The sequence below is a fragment of the Halorientalis salina genome, from assembly GCF_005049285.1.
GTDB classification, from domain to species: domain Archaea; phylum Halobacteriota; class Halobacteria; order Halobacteriales; family Haloarculaceae; genus Halorientalis; species Halorientalis salina.
In genome coordinates, this window is sequence record NZ_SOSC01000001.1 from 489771 (window position 1) to 505116 (window position 15346).

Annotated in this window: 14 protein-coding genes; 11 read left to right on the forward strand and 3 right to left on the reverse strand. The window is 67.2% G+C overall.

Going from position 1 to position 15346, the window contains the following annotated elements; genetic code table 11:
* Position 1: 1 nt before the first annotated feature.
* From cbiG to E2481_RS02680, 8 genes are read left to right on the forward strand one after another with little or no spacing between them, the layout of a single operon-like run.
* Positions 2 to 991, forward strand: a complete 990-nt coding sequence (gene cbiG / locus E2481_RS02645; RefSeq protein ID WP_136715567.1) for a cobalt-precorrin 5A hydrolase — start codon at positions 2 to 4, stop codon at positions 989 to 991.
* 1 nt (position 992) lies between these two features.
* Positions 993 to 1889 carry a precorrin-3B C(17)-methyltransferase gene (locus tag E2481_RS02650; RefSeq protein WP_136715568.1) on the forward strand — a complete coding sequence of 299 codons (897 nt, stop codon included), beginning with the start codon at positions 993 to 995 and terminating at the stop codon, positions 1887 to 1889.
* A gap of 2 nt (positions 1890 to 1891) precedes the next feature.
* Complete coding sequence (cobJ, locus tag E2481_RS02655; protein WP_136715569.1) at positions 1892 to 2926, forward strand: precorrin-3B C(17)-methyltransferase; 1035 nt, start codon at positions 1892 to 1894, stop codon at positions 2924 to 2926.
* Between the two features lie 3 nt (positions 2927 to 2929).
* Positions 2930 to 3181: a ferredoxin gene (locus E2481_RS02660; RefSeq protein WP_136715570.1), complete on the forward strand. Its 252-nt coding sequence runs from the start codon at positions 2930 to 2932 to the stop codon at positions 3179 to 3181.
* Positions 3181 to 3861, forward strand: a complete 681-nt coding sequence (locus E2481_RS02665) for a cobalamin biosynthesis protein (RefSeq protein ID WP_136715571.1) — start codon at positions 3181 to 3183, stop codon at positions 3859 to 3861. Before E2481_RS02660 ends, E2481_RS02665 begins: the two co-directional genes overlap by 1 nt.
* Positions 3858 to 5090, forward strand: coding sequence for a CbiX/SirB N-terminal domain-containing protein (locus tag E2481_RS02670; protein WP_136715572.1), 1233 nt, complete (start codon positions 3858 to 3860; stop codon positions 5088 to 5090). The genes E2481_RS02665 and E2481_RS02670 overlap by 4 nt, the downstream gene beginning before the upstream one ends.
* Before the next feature lie 21 nt (positions 5091 to 5111).
* Entirely contained in the window at positions 5112 to 5483 is a 372-nt protein-coding gene (locus tag E2481_RS02675; RefSeq protein ID WP_136715573.1) for a DUF3209 family protein, read from the forward strand.
* Complete coding sequence (locus E2481_RS02680; protein ID WP_136715574.1) at positions 5476 to 6699, forward strand: outer membrane protein assembly factor BamB family protein; 1224 nt, start codon at positions 5476 to 5478, stop codon at positions 6697 to 6699. Before E2481_RS02675 ends, E2481_RS02680 begins: the two co-directional genes overlap by 8 nt.
* A gap of 32 nt (positions 6700 to 6731) precedes the next feature.
* On the opposite strand, the gene E2481_RS02685 is transcribed toward E2481_RS02680, so the two are convergent.
* The 3 genes from E2481_RS02685 to E2481_RS02695 are packed head-to-tail and all read right to left on the reverse strand — an operon-like array spanning position 6732 to position 9918.
* On the reverse strand, positions 6732 to 7502 hold the full coding sequence (locus tag E2481_RS02685; protein WP_136715575.1) for a CbtA family protein: 771 nt from the start codon (positions 7500 to 7502) through the stop codon (positions 6732 to 6734).
* 1 nt (position 7503) lies between these two features.
* Positions 7504 to 7692, reverse strand: coding sequence for a CbtB domain-containing protein (locus E2481_RS02690; protein WP_136715576.1), 189 nt, complete (start codon positions 7690 to 7692; stop codon positions 7504 to 7506).
* Between the two features lie 57 nt (positions 7693 to 7749).
* Positions 7750 to 9918, reverse strand: a complete 2169-nt coding sequence (locus E2481_RS02695) for an ATP-binding protein (RefSeq protein ID WP_136715577.1) — start codon at positions 9916 to 9918, stop codon at positions 7750 to 7752.
* A 34-nt stretch (positions 9919 to 9952) separates the two neighbouring features.
* On the opposite strand from E2481_RS02695, the gene cobN reads away from it, so the two are divergent.
* From cobN to E2481_RS02710, 3 genes are read left to right on the forward strand one after another with little or no spacing between them, the layout of a single operon-like run.
* Positions 9953 to 13840, forward strand: coding sequence for a cobaltochelatase subunit CobN (gene cobN, locus E2481_RS02700; RefSeq protein ID WP_136715578.1), 3888 nt, complete (start codon positions 9953 to 9955; stop codon positions 13838 to 13840).
* A complete protein-coding gene (locus tag E2481_RS02705; RefSeq protein WP_136715579.1) occupies positions 13830 to 14564 on the forward strand; it encodes a precorrin-8X methylmutase in 735 nt (244 codons plus the stop codon). Before cobN ends, E2481_RS02705 begins: the two co-directional genes overlap by 11 nt.
* Positions 14561 to 15334 (forward strand): cobalt-precorrin-7 (C(5))-methyltransferase, encoded by a 774-nt coding sequence (locus E2481_RS02710; protein WP_136715580.1) that lies wholly within the window; start codon positions 14561 to 14563, stop codon positions 15332 to 15334. Before E2481_RS02705 ends, E2481_RS02710 begins: the two co-directional genes overlap by 4 nt.
* Positions 15335 to 15346: the final 12 nt, after the last annotated feature.

The window sequence follows — 15346 nt, forward strand, 5'->3', positions numbered from 1 at the left end:
CATGAGCACGGACACGAACGACACCGAGACGGACGCGGAGGAATCGAGCGGCGGCCACTGTTCGACGCCCGACAGCGACGGGGAGGTCGCCGAGGAGATCGCGATCATCTCCTTCGAGCGAAAGATGGACACGGCCGAAGAGATCGTCGCGGACATCGGCGATCGCTACGAGTCCATCGACGTCATCGAGTACCACGGCGACGTGTTCGCCGAGCACTGGGGCGAGTACGACTGTTTCGTCGGGCTGATGGCCTCGGGGATCGCGATGCGGAAGACGGCACCGCTGCTGGACGACAAGTGGGAGGACCCGGCCATCGTCGTCGTCGACGAGGAACTCACCTGGGCCATACCCATCACGGGCGGCCACCACGGCGCGAACCAGGTCGCCGACGACCTCGCGTCGATGGGTGCCGTCCCGGCGATGACGACCGCTTCGGAAGCCGCCGACAAGCAGGGCGTCGAAAAGCAGGCCAAGGCGCTGGACGCCCACGTCGTCAACGGCGATTCGACGGTCGCAACCAACCTCGCGGTGCTAGACGACGAACTCGGCCCCGTCGAGCGACTCGACGGCCCGAAGGCCGTCATGGTCAATGACGACGTGACGGTCCTCAAGCGCAACAAGGACGACGGCGTCGTCCTGGGGACGGGCAGTGTCTCGGGCGCAAAGAAAGAGCAGTTCCTCGACGCCTGGGAAAGTGCCCTCGAAGGAACGGGGTACGAGATGGCCGACGTGGATTTCGTCGCGACGGGCACGCGGAAGGAAGACGAGGAAGGGCTACTCGCTGCGGCCGAGGAACTCGGTCTGGGCGTCGTGGCCTTCGAGAAGGAGACCTTAGAGGAGTTCGAGGGACCGACGCCCTCGAAGTCGAAGGAACTCATCGGCTGGCCCGGCATCTCCGAGGCCAGCGCCATCGCGGGTGGACGCGAGCACGAACTGCTCGTCGAGAAGACCAGTCACGAGGACGCGGTGACCGTCGCGGTGGGTCGGTGAGATGACCGGGGAATCGACTGCCGACGAGCACGGCACGCTCTACGTCGTCGGTATCGGCCCGGGGCTACCCCACGCGATGACCCAGCGGGCCAAGGACGTCATCGCGACGGCGGACTGTGTCATCGCCTCGAACCTCTACCAGGAGTTCCTCCGGCGAGATGGGACCTTGCCGCCGGAGAGCGCCGCCGTCGACGCTGCGACGGACGGGGGAGCCGCCACGACGACCGACGACGGAACGCTTCTCGAACGCCCCGATGGGACCCGGCAGGAACTCGTCCGATCGACCATGGGGCGACAGATCGAACTCGCTCGCGAGGCCTTCGAGCGGGTCCGGGCCGGCGAGGACGTGGCACACGTCTCCGGGGGCGACCCGAACGTCTACGGCAAGTCGGACTTGCTCTTTACGATGGCCAAAGAGGAGGAGGCGACGGACGTTTCCATCGAAATCATTCCGGGCGTGACCGCAGCGCTGGGCGGGGCGGCGAACCTCGGTGCGCCGCTGTCGAACGATTTCTGCACCGTCTCGCTGTCGGACAAGTGGCGCGGCTGGGACGAAATCGAGGAGAAACTCCGGGCCGCCGCGATCTCGGGCTTCGTCGTCGTCCTCTACAACTGCTGGCGGGACTACGAGCGCGCCATCGAAGTCGTCCGCGAGGAGCGGGCCGACGACGTGCCGGTCGCCATAATCAACGACGCCGGGCGGAGTGACGCCGGGCGGAACGTCGACGGCGAGACGCAGACGATCACGACCCTCGCCGACGTGACCGACCACGACGAGAAGGTCGGCGGGATGGGCTCGTCCATCCTGATCGGCAACCACGAGACGGAAGTATGGGAGAACGACCACCGGGAGTTCCTCGTCACCCCGCGCGGCGGGCGTGACGTTGACGATTTCTAAGTATGAGCACTGACGACACCACCACCGACACGACCGACGCGAGCACAGACACCGAGAGCAAATGCGGAGCAAGTGAGGCGCGGAGCGCCTCGGAAGCGAGCGGCAAGACCGCGAGCACGGAGACGGACTCGACAGATTCGAGCAGCGAATCCAAATGCGGGGCGACATCCTCGACGGACGACGCCAGTAGCTCGAAATGCGGTGCATCCAGCGACGACAGCGACGAGGAGGAAGTCGGCGCGACGGTCGACGACTTCGACGCGGAACCAGGCCAGCTAATCGCCGTCGGCCTCGGACCGGGCCAGCCGGAGGGAATGACCGACCGGGCGAAGACCGCACTGGCGAACGCCGAGCACATCGTCGGGTACACGACCTACGTCGAACTGCTGCCCGACGAGATCACCGAGTCGGCCGAGGACATCTACGACACACCGATGTGCGGCGAGGTGTCCCGGACCGAGGAGGCCATCGACCGCGCGCTGGCGGGCAACGACGTCGCCATCATCGGCAGCGGCGACCCGAACGTCTACGCCCTGGCGGGCCTGGCCCTGGAGATCATCGAGTCGAAGGGTGCCACGGCGACGATGCTCGATTTCGACGTGGTCCCGGGCGTCCCCGCAGCACAGTCCTGTGCGGCCAGGGTCGGCGCACCGCTGGTCAACGACACCGTCTCGATCTCGCTGTCGGACCACCTGACGGACATGCCGAACATCGAGTCGCGCCTCCACGCGGCTGCCAAGGAGGGCTTTACCATCTCCATCTACAACCCGTGGAGCCGGAAGCGCCGGGACAACTACCAGAAGTGCTGTGAGATCCTGCTGGAACACCGCGACCCCGAGACGCCGGTCGGTGTCGTCCACGCCGCCGGCCGCGAGGACGAGCAGGTCGAGATCGTCGACCTCGAGGAACTGCCTGAACTCGGCGAGAGCGACCTCGTGGACATGACGACGACGCTGCTCGTGGGCAACGAGGACACCTACGTCTGGGACGACCGGATGGTCACCCCGCGGGGCTACGAGACCAAATACGACTACTGAGCCATGACGGAGTACACCATCACGGTCGACCGCGACGCCTGTGACGGCATCTTCGCGTGTCTCGTCCGCGACGACCGCTTCGTCGAGGCCGACGACGGCACGGCCACCATCGACGAGGATGCCGAAGGGATCGTCGAACACCGAACCGACGGCCGGAGCGTCGACGTTACCTTCGAAGGCGACGGGAAGCTGAACGACGCCCAGCAGGCCGCGGCCGCCTGTCCGGTCGACGCGATCACCGTGGAGGAGTCGTGATGTCGGTCGAAACCGGGACGCCGAAGGACCTGCTGTCGAGCCACCCGGAGACGGCGTACTTCTGGGGCCGGGTCGTCGGCGACGGCGACCTCGGCGAGGACAGCGTGGCCGTTCGGACGAACGACGAGACCGCGGCTCGGCGGTTAGCCGCCATCGCGGGGGCCGAGCAGGTTGACAAGCGCATCCGCAAACGGGAGTACGCCCACGACACGTCGCTCATTCGGAGCGAAGAGCAGTACACCGTCCAGGTCTTCGGCGAGCTGACCAGTCGCGCGGCGGCGGCCTTCGGCCTCCCGCGGAACGGCCAGCCGGGCGGCTACCGTCTGGACACGTTCGCCGACCACGACCGACAGTTACTCCGTGGACTCCTGGAGGGGTGTGGCACCATCTGCTTCAAGCAGTCCTCGGGAACCGTCGGCCTCTCGTTCGTCGCGGACGACCGGAAGCTTCTAGAAGTCATCCAGCGGTTGCTAGCGACGGCACCGGTCGACGCACCGACGCACGAAATCGCCGAGACCTCCTCCGGGGGCTACTGGTTCGGCCTCGAGGACGACGCGGTCCCGGCTGTGGGCTCCTGGCTCTACGAGGGCAGCGAGGAGAGCGGTCTCTTCGCGCCCTCTCGCCGACGGAAACTCCGCCAGAGCATCGACCAGGCCGAGGGACTCGACGGGGACGCATGAGTCGGAGCACGACTGGAGCCGAAGGCGCGACGCCCTTCGACGACGAGGCCGTCCTGCTGGTCGGTCACGGATCGCGACGCGAGAAATCCAACGAACAGGTCCGCGAACTCGCGGCCGACCTGGAAGAACGGCTCGGCGTGCCCGTCGACGCGGGCTTCCTCGAACTCGCCGCGCCGACGATCCCGGACGCGATCTCCGGGCTCGCGGGGACCGTCTCGGAAGTGACGGTCGTCCCGCTGTCGCTGTTCGCAGCGAGCCACGTCAAAAACGACGTGCCGCTAGCCGTCCAGCGCGCGCGGACGGAACACGAGGAGCTGACGGTCAACAACGGGGCACACCTCGGCATCCACCCGGCGCTCGTCGACCTGCTCGACGACCGGGCGGCGACGGTCGAGGCCGAGTTGGGCGTCGACCGCGAGGACGACGACGTCGTGGTCGTTCTCTGTGCCCGGGGTTCGAGCGACCCGGACGCCAACGCCGACGTACACAAACTCGCGCGCCTCCTCGACGAGGGGCGGGCGTTCGAGCGCGTCGAACCCTCGTTCATCGGCGTCACCGAACCCCTGCTGGACGAGACGCTCCATGGCGTTGCCAAACGACGACCCGACGCCGTCGTCGTCGTCCCGTACATGCTCGGGGACGGCGTCCTGACCCAGCGCATCCGGGACGGCGCCGCCGAGTTCGACGACGAGTACCCCTACGTCGACGCCGCGGGCGGCGATCCGCTCGGCACCGATTCGCGGTTGCTCGACGTGCTGGGTGACCGGTGGCAGGAAGCCCGAACCGGCAGCGTCGAGATGTCCTGTGACACCTGCAAGTACAAAGTCGAACTCGACGGCTACGAGGAGGACGTCGGTGGCGCACGCGCGATGCTCCGTGCGTTGACCCACCAGGAGACGCACGCCGACCGCGAGAACGTCGACGACGATCCGCACGTCCACGACGCGCCGGAGAAACACGTCGCAGTCTGTACGAACCAGACCTGTGCGGCCGACGGCGCACCCGCCGTGCTGGAGAACCTCCGACAGGCAGTCCGGGACTCAGAGGAGTGCGACGCTCGGGTGACTCGATCCTCCTGTCTCGGCCGCTGTGGCGAGGGGCCGATGGTCGCCGTTTACCCCGACGGCGTGTGGTACGGCGGCGTCGACACCGAGGACTCGGAGCGCATCGTCTCGTCCCACCTCGACCGCGATAGAATAGTAAGCGAACTCGTCGATCAGACGCTGTAAACGAACGAATATACTGCAAACATGAGCTGTGACGAACTCGAAGCCCTGCGACTGGGCATGATGAACGCGCTCGGTATCGGAGACGAAAGCACCCGCGAACACGCGGAGAAAGAACTCGAAGAGAGCATGGAGGGGCCGATCGAAGCCCTGGCACACGCGCAGACGCTCCCGGAGATAGAACGGCATCTCGACGCTGCGCTCGTCGACCTCGAGGAGGAAGTGGCATCGATGGATTCCGACGACCCCGCTTACGACTACACGCGGGGTCGGCTGGTCGCCGTTCGGGACGCCGAACGTGCCGTCCACCGGTTGACGACCCAAGGCGAGAGTATCCTGGAGGGATTCGGCGAGGCACACCACCACCTCCACGAGGCCTTCCCAGTCGATGAGTAGTCTCGGCCAGCGACGCGTCGGACTCGGTGACGTTGACCCGACTGGATCACGTCATCTGGGTCGCCGGTCCGCCGTGTCGATCCACGACGATCGGATCGTGGTCGGAACGGCCGCCGGCGAGGTTGTCGCGTTCGACGCCGACCTCACCGAACAGTGGTGTGATCCGGGTCGGGACAGTGCCGGAAGTCTCGTTTCGATCAGTACCCACAACGGAAACATTCTCGTCGGCGAGCGCGGACCGCGCGGAGCCGTTCGGTGTCACGACGGATCTACTGGGGAACTGCAGTGGCGGTACGAGACGGCCGAGGACATCGGGAACCCACAGAAAGAGACGCGGTTTTTCCTGCCGTTCGTCGCGGACATCGTGACCGACGGCGAACGCGGGTACGTGACCGCTCGGCGGTACGAGCGGCGTGACGGAGAACGGCGGTTCCGGAGCTTCGTGTACGCCTTCGAACCGGACGGGGAGGTCGCATGGCGGTACGAGACGGACGCGTCGCCGATCAGTCTCGACGTTCGTGACGACCGGCTGGCAGTGGCATTCAACCGCTGTCCCGGGGCCCACCAGTGTGGACTCGTTGTTCTCGACGCCGACGCCGGGACGGAACGACTTACCTGGGACCCCGGTACGGCGGGACAGCGCCGCGTCGGTGACGTGTCGCTCCTCGACGACGGCGTCGCCCTCGCGAGTCACGGCGACTACCATGGGTATCGACTGGACGACCGCGGCAGGGAGTGCTGGCGCGTCCCGCTCGCGACGCCGGAGACGGTCGACGGTGAACGGGTCTACGCGTATCCGAATCACGTCCACACGACCGAGTCCGGCATCGCGTTCGTCACCGGGAACACGTATCCCGAAGAGGGCCGCGAGACCGAGGCCCGGCATCCGAACGAACACACCGCAGTCGGAGTCACTCCAGGCGGTGAGCGGACGTGGCGCGAGTCGGTCGGCGGCTTCGCGACCGGCATCGGCACGAACGGCGATCTGTTAGTCGTGCCGGGTGCCCAGCACTTCCGCGACCGCGATGCGGACGCACACGGTTTCTGTGTGTTCGGCGTGGCGGACGGCCCCGTCTCGTCGGCTGACACCGAGGGCGTGGTCGCGGCAGCAGCGCTCGGCGACGAGTTCGTTGCGGCGGTCGAGGAACCGGTCGCATACCACGACGAACACGAGCGCCGGGGAGCCTATCGGCTCCACGTCGAGGAGTTGCAGTAAGCTATTTTTCGGTTCGCGAAATCCCAGCGCGTTCAATCCGCAGTCGGAGTGGGTTCCGCGTACCCCGTGTTCGATGTCTCCGTCGCCGCAGTCGAGCGTTCACGACGGAGCAACCAGGCGTGGGCGCTGGCCAGAACGACCCAGACCATCGCCTGATTGAAGATCACGAGCGCCCGGAACCCGGTGACGACCGTCTCCGGCACCGCCACTTCGACCGGGTTGGCCGGAGCGAGCACCGCTGCGCCGACAAGCAGACAGAACGGGGCGACTGCACCTGCGAGCGCGACCGGTCGACCGCGTTCGCGGAGGTGGGTATAGGCGTACCCGGCGATTCCACACGCCAGTAACCCCGCGACCATCATCCCGCCGTAGATCGCGATGCGGAGGTCAGTTCCGAACGCCTGTTCGACCCCCGGCGGTTGCGGCGGGAGGACAAGCCACGGCGCGCCCGAGACCGTGACGAAACCGGCCGCGGCGAGCAGGTAACTCTGTGTGTCCCCCGCGCCAGGGATGGCCGGTTCGAGGAAGTAGAAGGCGACGCCGAACGTCACGACGCCGAGCAGGAGCGCCCAGAAGACGCCACCCAGCACGCTGACCGCCTTCGTCGTCGCCGTCGAGACGGCGCTCTCGTGTTCCGCGCCGTGATGGCCGTCGCCGGCATTGGCCGCTCCGTGCCCGTGATCGCCGGCCAGTCCCTCGGCCATCCCGACGACCGGATTGGCCACCAGCGCGACGAACAGGCCGAGCACGAGCCCGGCCACCAGTCCCGCTTTCAGCCCCCGCAGGAGGTACTGCTGAAGCATCTCAGTGGCAGGTGATACCTGCGCCGTGACGGAAGTTGTGCAGCGAGTCGTGCATCAGGGGCTCCTGGAAGAACAGAAGCGTGAACCCGATGATCGCCGCGAGCGCCAGTCCGAGCGCGACCTGCGTCGGTGTCAGTTCGAGCCGCGCCCGTTCGATTCGACCGTGTACGCTGTCGTTGGCTGTCGCCATGGTAAACTACACTTGTATAACAGCAAGTTAGATTGTAAAACTTTCGAGTATCCCAAGTCAGGTTTGGTCCCCGACCGCCGCATCGAGGTGTTCGGCGGCGAGGTGTTCCAGGGGGACGCGATCACCGCCAGTCGCGTCGAGCACGATGTCGGTAACGCCGGCCCGGTCGCCGTCGCCGCTATCGACGACGAGAACCTTCGCATCCCGTTCAGCAAGTGCCGCCGCGGCGTCCCTCGTTCTCGCCGTCGGGCTTCCGTCGGCGACGTTCGCCTTGCCGTCGGTAACCAGCACGACGACGCAAGCCGTCGGGTCGGCTCGGTCGATGACCTCGCCAGCGGTTCGCAGCCCGTCGGGAAGCGGCGTCCGGTCGCCGGTCGGGAGGTCCTTGAGGTGGCGAGCAGCGAGCGTGACGCTGTCGGTCGGCGGCAGGACGACGTCGGCACTCTCGCCCGCGACGGCGACGAATCCGACCTCGTCGCGCTGCTGGTAGGCGTCCTTGAGCAGTTCCAGCACCGTGCCCTTGGCCGTGCGCATCGCCGACCGCATCGACGCACTGGCGTCGACCACGAACAGCACCAGCGCGCCGCCGTCGCTGGCCCGAACCGACTGCCTGAGGTCCCGGGTCGTGACCCTGTCCCCGCCGCGCTGTGCCGCGGCCCTGACCGACGCCGCCGCGTCGACGCTCTCAGAGGAATCCGCCGTCGTCGTCCGGACTCGCGGCCCCTCGTTGTCGACGCTCGGACGTGATCGCGCCCGGGCACCGCTGTCACCGTCGGCCTCTAATTCGGCCGAAACCGACAGGTCCGGTGCAGCTGCCTCGCCGATGCCGGCTCGTTCCTGACCCGGGACGAGCGGGGTCGCCGACTCCGCGTCGTCGTCGCGTTCGGGCGTCTCGCCGGCGTCGTCGTCACAGCCGGCTTCGGCCTCACCACTGCCATCTCCTGACTGGGTTCCAGTCGGGCCGGAGCCGCCGCGGTCGTCGTCCCCATCCGTGCTTTCGCTCTCCGCATCCGGTTTCGCGTCAGGGCCATCCGAGGACTGTCCGTCCGACTGGGAGTCGTCCCCACCTGTCTCCGACTGATCGCCGTCTTCTTCCGTTCCACGGTCAGCCGATTCCTCCCGGTTTTCTCCGCGTTCTCCCTCCTCGCCGTCGGCCTCCTCACCATCCGTTCCCTCGTCGTTGGACTCGTTCTCGTCCTCGAAGTGGTCCTCGAAGTGGTCCTCGATGGCCTCCTCGGGGTCGGGAGCGTCCTCGAACGGACGGGACTGGAACCGGTGAGGCAGCGCCAGTTCCGCCGCGCGCTGGACGTCGGGCTCGATCACTTTCCGTCGCCCGTCGAGCGCGGCGAGTGTCCGGGCAGCCCGTGCGGTCGCGATGTCACCACGGTGACCGTCGATACCGGCGTCGCGACAGAGCTCGGCGATATCGGCCGCGAAGTCGCGGGGGAGTTCGACCGCGTCGAGTCGGTCGATGGCCTCCTTGAGCTGTCTGCCGTAGTCGGGGTCGTCGGCTGAGCCGTCAGCTGTTTCGCCGAGCGCCTGTTCGATGATCGCAACCCGGTCGTCGACGTCATCACACCCGGTGACGGTCGACTGGAGCGCGAATCGGTCCCGGAGTTGCGGCCGCAGGTCGCCCTCTTCCGGGTTCATCGTTCCGACGAGCGTGAACTCGGCCGGGTGGCTGACGCTCATTCCGTCGCGCTCAACGCGGTTGACGCCGCTGGCGGCGGCGTCCAGCAACACGTCGACGAGGTGATCGTCCAGCAGGTTCACCTCGTCGACGTAGAGGATGCCCCGGTTCGCCCGCGCCAGCAAACCCGGCTCGAACTCTTTATTTCCTTCGAGCGCACCATCGACGGAGAGCGTCCCGACGACCCTGTCCCTGGTCGCTCCGAGCGGGAGCGTGACGAGCGGAACCGGTCGCTCTGTGACTGGTGGATCCGATCGAGACTGACAGTCCCCACACTGGCGATCGGGGTCCTCGGGATGACAGCCGTACGGACAGTCGGCGACGACCCGCTGGTCGGGCAGGAGGTCGGCGAGCGCCCGGACGGCCGTCGACTTGGCCGTCCCTTTCTCCCCGCGAACGAGCAGGCCGTCGATATCGTCGTTGGCCGCGGTCACGAGCAAAGCCTGCTTGAACTCCGCCTGTCCGACGATATCGCCGAAGGAGAGGTGCTGCGTTCGCCCCTGCGAAGGTTTTTTGCCGTCGCCGAATGCAACCATACTTGCGTTAAGACAACAGAGGTTTAACAACGTTATGCCGAAGATCGGCTTATATACGGCGACGGAGAACGAACTCGGAGCCGTCCAGCGAGCGGCGGGGGATGTGGACGCGGACCTCGTGGTGCGGTCCGAGGGAGACATCGACGACGGGACCGACGTGGACGCGTTCGTCGACGAACTGACCGACGCGGACGCGGTGGTCCTGTGGCTCCACGGCGGGGAGGACAGCATGCCGGGGTACGACCACGCGGTCGCCAGACTCGCCGAGGACGGCGTACCGCTGGTCGTGAAAGCCACTGGGGACGCCTTCGCGTTCGAGGACACCACGGTCGCGGACTCGGACCGCGAGCGCGTCTACGAGTACCTCGAACGCGGCGGGACGACGAACATCGCCAACTGTCTGCGATACCTCGCCAACGAGTACAGCGATGAAACGCGCTCCTACGACGACCCCGTGACGCTGCCGACGGAGGGCGTCTATCACCCCGAGTATCCGGCCGCGAGCTACGAAGAACTGGTCGAGACGTTCGACTCCGACCGGCCGACGGTCGCCATCTGGTTCTACGAGTCACACTGGACACACGAGAACACCCGGTACGTCGACGCCCAGGTCGAGGCCGTCGAGTCACAGGGTGCCAACGCGTTGCCCATCTTCTGTGAACCCGCGACCGACACCGAGGGCCAGTGGGACGCCGAAACCGTCACCGACGAGTGGTTGCTGGACGACGACGGGAACTCCCGGGTCGACGCCGTCCTCTCCTCGTTCATGTTTTCGCTGTCGATGGACGAACGCGGCCGCAGCGCCGCCGACGAGGGTGACTCGGCCGAGGACGTGTTCCTCGACCGCCTCGGGGTCCCGGTCATCCAGACCGTGACGACGATGCGCTCGCGGTCCCGGTACGAGGGAAGCGACACCGGCGTCATGGGCTTCGAACTCGCCCTCTCGGTCGCGCTCCCGGAATTCGACGGCAACGTCATCACACACCCCATCAGCGGGAAAGAGCGGATGGACGACGACGCCGACATCGGGAGCGCCCCGAAACAGCACTTCCCCATCGACGACCGGGTCGACCACGCCGCACGGCTGGCGGTCAACTGGGCCGAACTGCGACACACGCCCAACGAGGACAAACAGGTCGCGGTCGTCCTCCACAACTACCCGCCCAGCGACGACGGCATCGGGACTGCCTTCGGCCTCGACAGCCCCGAGAGCACGGTCAACCTGCTGGGCGAACTTCGGCAGCGGGGGTATGATCTGGGTGGGCAATTCCCCGCCGACGGACAGTCGCTGATCGACCAACTCACCGCCCAACTCACGCTCGACGACCGGTGGGTCGCACCCGAGGACGTGCGCGACCGCTCGGTCGACACCGTCACGCCGGACCGGTACGCCGAGTGGTTCGCGGCCAAAGACGACCGATTTCAGGAGCACGTCGTCGACGAGTGGGGCGACCCGCCTGACAGGCCCTTCGCCATCCCCGGCGTCGAGTTCGGGAACGTCCTCGTGACGGTCCAACCCCCGCGCGGCTTCGGGATGGACCCATCGAAGGTGTACCACGACTCGGACCTCCAGCCGCCACACGACTACGTTGCGTTCTACGGCTGGCTGAAGAACACGTTCGAGGCCAACGCAGTGGTTCACCTCGGCACGCACGGCTCCCTGGAGTGGCTCCCCGGCAAGACCGTTGGACTGAACGGCGAGAGCGCGCCCGACCAACTGATCGACGCGATTCCGAACGTCTACCCCTACATCATCAACAACCCCGGCGAGGGGACCCAGGCCAAGCGCCGCTCCTATGCCGCGATCGTCGATTACCTGACGCCGGTGATGTCGAACGCGGGCACCTACGACGACCTCGCGGACCTGGAGGAATTGGCCGACCGCTACCGGGAAGCCGGCATGGAGGACGCCCGGACCGACGACGGCGACCACCTCGAAGACCTGATTCGCGAGACCGTCGACGAACTGGATCTCGCCGTCGAGCTGGGTATCGCGGGCGAGATCGACGAGAAAGCCGACGTTCGGGGCCCCGACGAGGCCGGGACGACGCTCGCAGAGGGTGCTGTGGAGGGTGACGACGTAGCTATCGACGAACTCGTCGAGCGTATCCACGAGTACCTCACGGACGTCAAGACGACCCAGATACGCCTGGGCCTGCACACGATGGGCGAGCCGCCGGCCGACGAGCGACTGATCGAGTACCTCGTTGCGCTCACGCGTCTGGAGAACCCCGGCGCACCGAGCCTCCGGGAAGCCGTCGCGGGCGTGCTCGGCGTCGACTACCAGCGAATGCTGGACGAACCGGGCACCTACGACGAGGACCTGGGGATGACCTACGCCCAGGCCGCCGACGCGGTGTACGAGACGAGCCTCGACCTCGTGACGACCCTGGCCGAGCACGACTTCGACGTGCCCGAGAGCGAACTCGACGACGGCGATTCGGAGGTCAACATGAACCTGCTCGTCGTGGATATCGACCCGCTCGGGGACGCCCGGGCGAAGTCCGGCGCACACGACGACCTCCGAGACGTACTGGCGTTCATCTGCGAGGAAGCCCAGCCCCGGGTCGCCGGTGCCAGCGATGAGATCCCACGGACCGCCGACGCGCTCGCGGGCGAGTACGTCCCGCCGGGCGGGTCTGGTGCACCGACCCGGGGCGGCGTCGATCTGCTGCCGACGGCCCGCAACTTCTACACGCTGGACCCCCGCAAGGTCCCGGCCAAGAGCGCCTGGGCGGTCGGCAGCGAAGTCGCCCACGGCGTCGCGGAGCGCCACCACACTGAAGAAGGGGAGTACCCCGAGGAGATCGGCGTCGTCGCCTGGGGGACCCCAACGGTACGCACGCGCGGAGAGACGATTGCGCAGGTCCTGGCGCTGATGGGCGTCGAACCGGTCTGGACCGACGCCGGCCGCGTCGACGACGTAGAGCCGATTCCGCTCGACGAACTCGGCCGCCCGCGCATCGACGTGACGACGCGGGTGTCGGGCCTGTTCCGGGACGCCTTCCCGCAGGCCGCGAGCGTCGTCCACGACGCCGTCGACGCCGTGGTCGACCTCGACGAACCGCCGGAGTTGAACTACGTCAAGAAACACGTCGAGGAAGAGGCCGATGAACTCGAAGCCGAGACGGACATGGACGCCTCTGAGGCCGAGTCGGCAGCCAAACACCGGGTGTTCACGACTCGCCCGGGCGGCTACGGTGCGGGGACGAACAAGGCAGTCGACGAGGGCAACTGGGAGGACCGCTCCGACCTGGCCGACGTGTACGTCCAGTGGGGCGGCTACGCGATGGGCTCGCGCGGAAAGGTCTCCGAGGCCCACGACGCCTTCGAGCGCCGACTGGGCAACGTCGAGGCCACAGTGAAAATCGAGGACACGGCCGAACAGGACGAGTTCGACAGCTCCGACTGGTACGCGTTCCACGGCGGGTTCATCACCGCCGTCGCCGAGACGGCCGGCGAGGAACCGGCCTCCTACGTCGGCGACTCATCGGACCCGGACAACGTCGACGTGTACACCAACGAGGAGAAAGTCCGGAAGGCGATGCGCGCACGGGTCCTGAACCCCGAATGGCTCGACTCCATGGCGGACCACGGCTACAAGGGCGCTGGCGACCTCTCCTCGACGGTCGACGTGGTCCTCGGCTGGGACGCCACGACCGGCGTCGTCTCCGACAGGCTCTGGGAGGACGTGGCCGAGAAATACGCCTTCGACGCCGAGCGACGGGACTGGCTCGAAGACGTCAACCCCTGGGCGCTGGACTCGATCACCGATACCCTCCTGGAGGCCATCGACCGCGGCCTCTGGGACGCCGCTCGGGAGACCGAAAATAGGCTTCGGGACATCAATCTGGAGGTCGATGGAGAACTGGAAGCGCGAACGAGCGCAGATACCCAGGAAGTGACATCAGATGACGACTAACCCGGACGACGCGACAGCAGGGAGTACAGACGACGGCGAGTTCGAGGAATACGCCGACCTCGGAGCCACGACCGAGAACGCCATGGACATCGCGGAAACGTCGATGGACCGCGTTCGCCGGATCGTGCCGGACGAGACGCTGGCAGACCGTATTCGCCAGAAGTCCGTCCACGCCACCGGCGACCCCGAGTTCCAGCACCTGGTTCGGTTCTCGGGGGCGACCGACGACGATGACGAACCGGTTGTGGCCGGTGCACGCGCCGTCCTCGACGAGCAACCGATCGTCACGGACATCACGATGGTGAAAGCCGGCATCACCGGCCGGGGGCACGACTGCCCGGTCCGGAAGGCGATCGGCAACGGTGCCGAGTTGGCGGCCGAGACCGGTATGACCAGAACCGCGGCCTCCGTGCTGGAACTCGACAAAGAAGGCGTGTACGACGGCGCGATTGCCGTCGTAGGCAATGCCCCGACAGCGGCGCTGGCGCTGGCCGACTGTATCGAGGACGGGACTCGGCCCGCAGTGGTCGTGGCGACGCCCGTGGGCTTCGTCAAGGCCGCCGAGAGCCGGAAACGGCTCCGGGCGGTCGCCGACGAGCACGGCGTTCCTGCAATCACGAACGTCGGTCGACGCGGCGGGAGCGGGCTGGCCGCGGGCCTGACGAACGAACTCGTCCACGTCGCGAGCGACTACCGCAACGGCGAGGTCGACCTGCCAGAATGAGCGACAGCGAGGACGAGTACGATCTAGATGCCGGACCGGACCCCGCAACGCTGGCAGCCAGTGAACCGGAGAACGTGGTCGAGCGGGACGAGCGGCCGGTCCACGCCGTCGGTATCGGCCCGGGCAACCCCGACTTCCTGCACCCACGCGGTTGGCAGGCCATCGCGGACGCTGACGTGGTCGTCGGCTTCGAGACAGTCGTCGAGTTCGTCGCGGACCTGACCGACGCCGACCTGTTGACCTGCGGCTATCGGGACGAGGGCGAGACGCTCGAAGCGTTCGCCGAGCGCGTGGACGGTGGCGAGCGCGGGACGGCCGTTCTGATGGGTGACCCGAACCACTCGGGGTATCAGTTCCTGGGGAAAGTCGAGCAGAGCGTGGACGCTCCCGTCCGGGTGATTCCCGGCATCTCGTCGCTCCAGGTGGCCGCCTCGCGCGCGCGAACACCCATGGAAGACAGCGAGTTCGTCACGCTGCACAAGAGCGGCGACCTCTCGGCGGATCTGGACCGCTTGCGCGGGGCGGTCGGTGACCGGCACCTGCTCGTGCTGCCGCGCCCGTTCGACCTGATGCCGGGTGATGTCGCCGCCGAGTTACTGGCTGCGGGGGGATCGCCGGATCTGGACGCGCTCGTTCTGGAGCGGTTGACCCACGAGGACGAGTCGATCACGCGGACGACGCTCGGCGAACTGGCCGACCACGCGGGCGGCTCAGATCCCGAGGACTCACCGTTCTCGGACCTGTCCGTACTGGTCGTCAGAGCGGGATAGGACAAGGGAACC

What these genes read in the sequence shown, in the direction of transcription:
- cbiG (WP_136715567.1), top strand. Translation starts at nt 2, where the DNA reads ATGAGCACGGACACGAACGACACCGAGACGGACGCGGAGGAATCGAGC.
- E2481_RS02650 (WP_136715568.1), top strand. Translation starts at nt 993, where the DNA reads ATGACCGGGGAATCGACTGCCGACGAGCACGGCACGCTCTACGTCGTC.
- cobJ (WP_136715569.1), top strand. Translation starts at nt 1,892, where the DNA reads ATGAGCACTGACGACACCACCACCGACACGACCGACGCGAGCACAGAC.
- E2481_RS02660 (WP_136715570.1), top strand. Translation starts at nt 2,930, where the DNA reads ATGACGGAGTACACCATCACGGTCGACCGCGACGCCTGTGACGGCATC.
- E2481_RS02665 (WP_136715571.1), top strand. Translation starts at nt 3,181, where the DNA reads ATGTCGGTCGAAACCGGGACGCCGAAGGACCTGCTGTCGAGCCACCCG.
- E2481_RS02670 (WP_136715572.1), top strand. Translation starts at nt 3,858, where the DNA reads ATGAGTCGGAGCACGACTGGAGCCGAAGGCGCGACGCCCTTCGACGAC.
- E2481_RS02675 (WP_136715573.1), top strand. Translation starts at nt 5,112, where the DNA reads ATGAGCTGTGACGAACTCGAAGCCCTGCGACTGGGCATGATGAACGCG.
- E2481_RS02680 (WP_136715574.1), top strand. Translation starts at nt 5,476, where the DNA reads ATGAGTAGTCTCGGCCAGCGACGCGTCGGACTCGGTGACGTTGACCCG.
- E2481_RS02685 (WP_136715575.1), bottom strand. Translation starts at nt 7,502, where the DNA reads ATGCTTCAGCAGTACCTCCTGCGGGGGCTGAAAGCGGGACTGGTGGCC.
- E2481_RS02690 (WP_136715576.1), bottom strand. Translation starts at nt 7,692, where the DNA reads ATGGCGACAGCCAACGACAGCGTACACGGTCGAATCGAACGGGCGCGG.
- E2481_RS02695 (WP_136715577.1), bottom strand. Translation starts at nt 9,918, where the DNA reads ATGGTTGCATTCGGCGACGGCAAAAAACCTTCGCAGGGGCGAACGCAG.
- cobN (WP_136715578.1), top strand. Translation starts at nt 9,953, where the DNA reads ATGCCGAAGATCGGCTTATATACGGCGACGGAGAACGAACTCGGAGCC.
- E2481_RS02705 (WP_136715579.1), top strand. Translation starts at nt 13,830, where the DNA reads ATGACGACTAACCCGGACGACGCGACAGCAGGGAGTACAGACGACGGC.
- E2481_RS02710 (WP_136715580.1), top strand. Translation starts at nt 14,561, where the DNA reads ATGAGCGACAGCGAGGACGAGTACGATCTAGATGCCGGACCGGACCCC.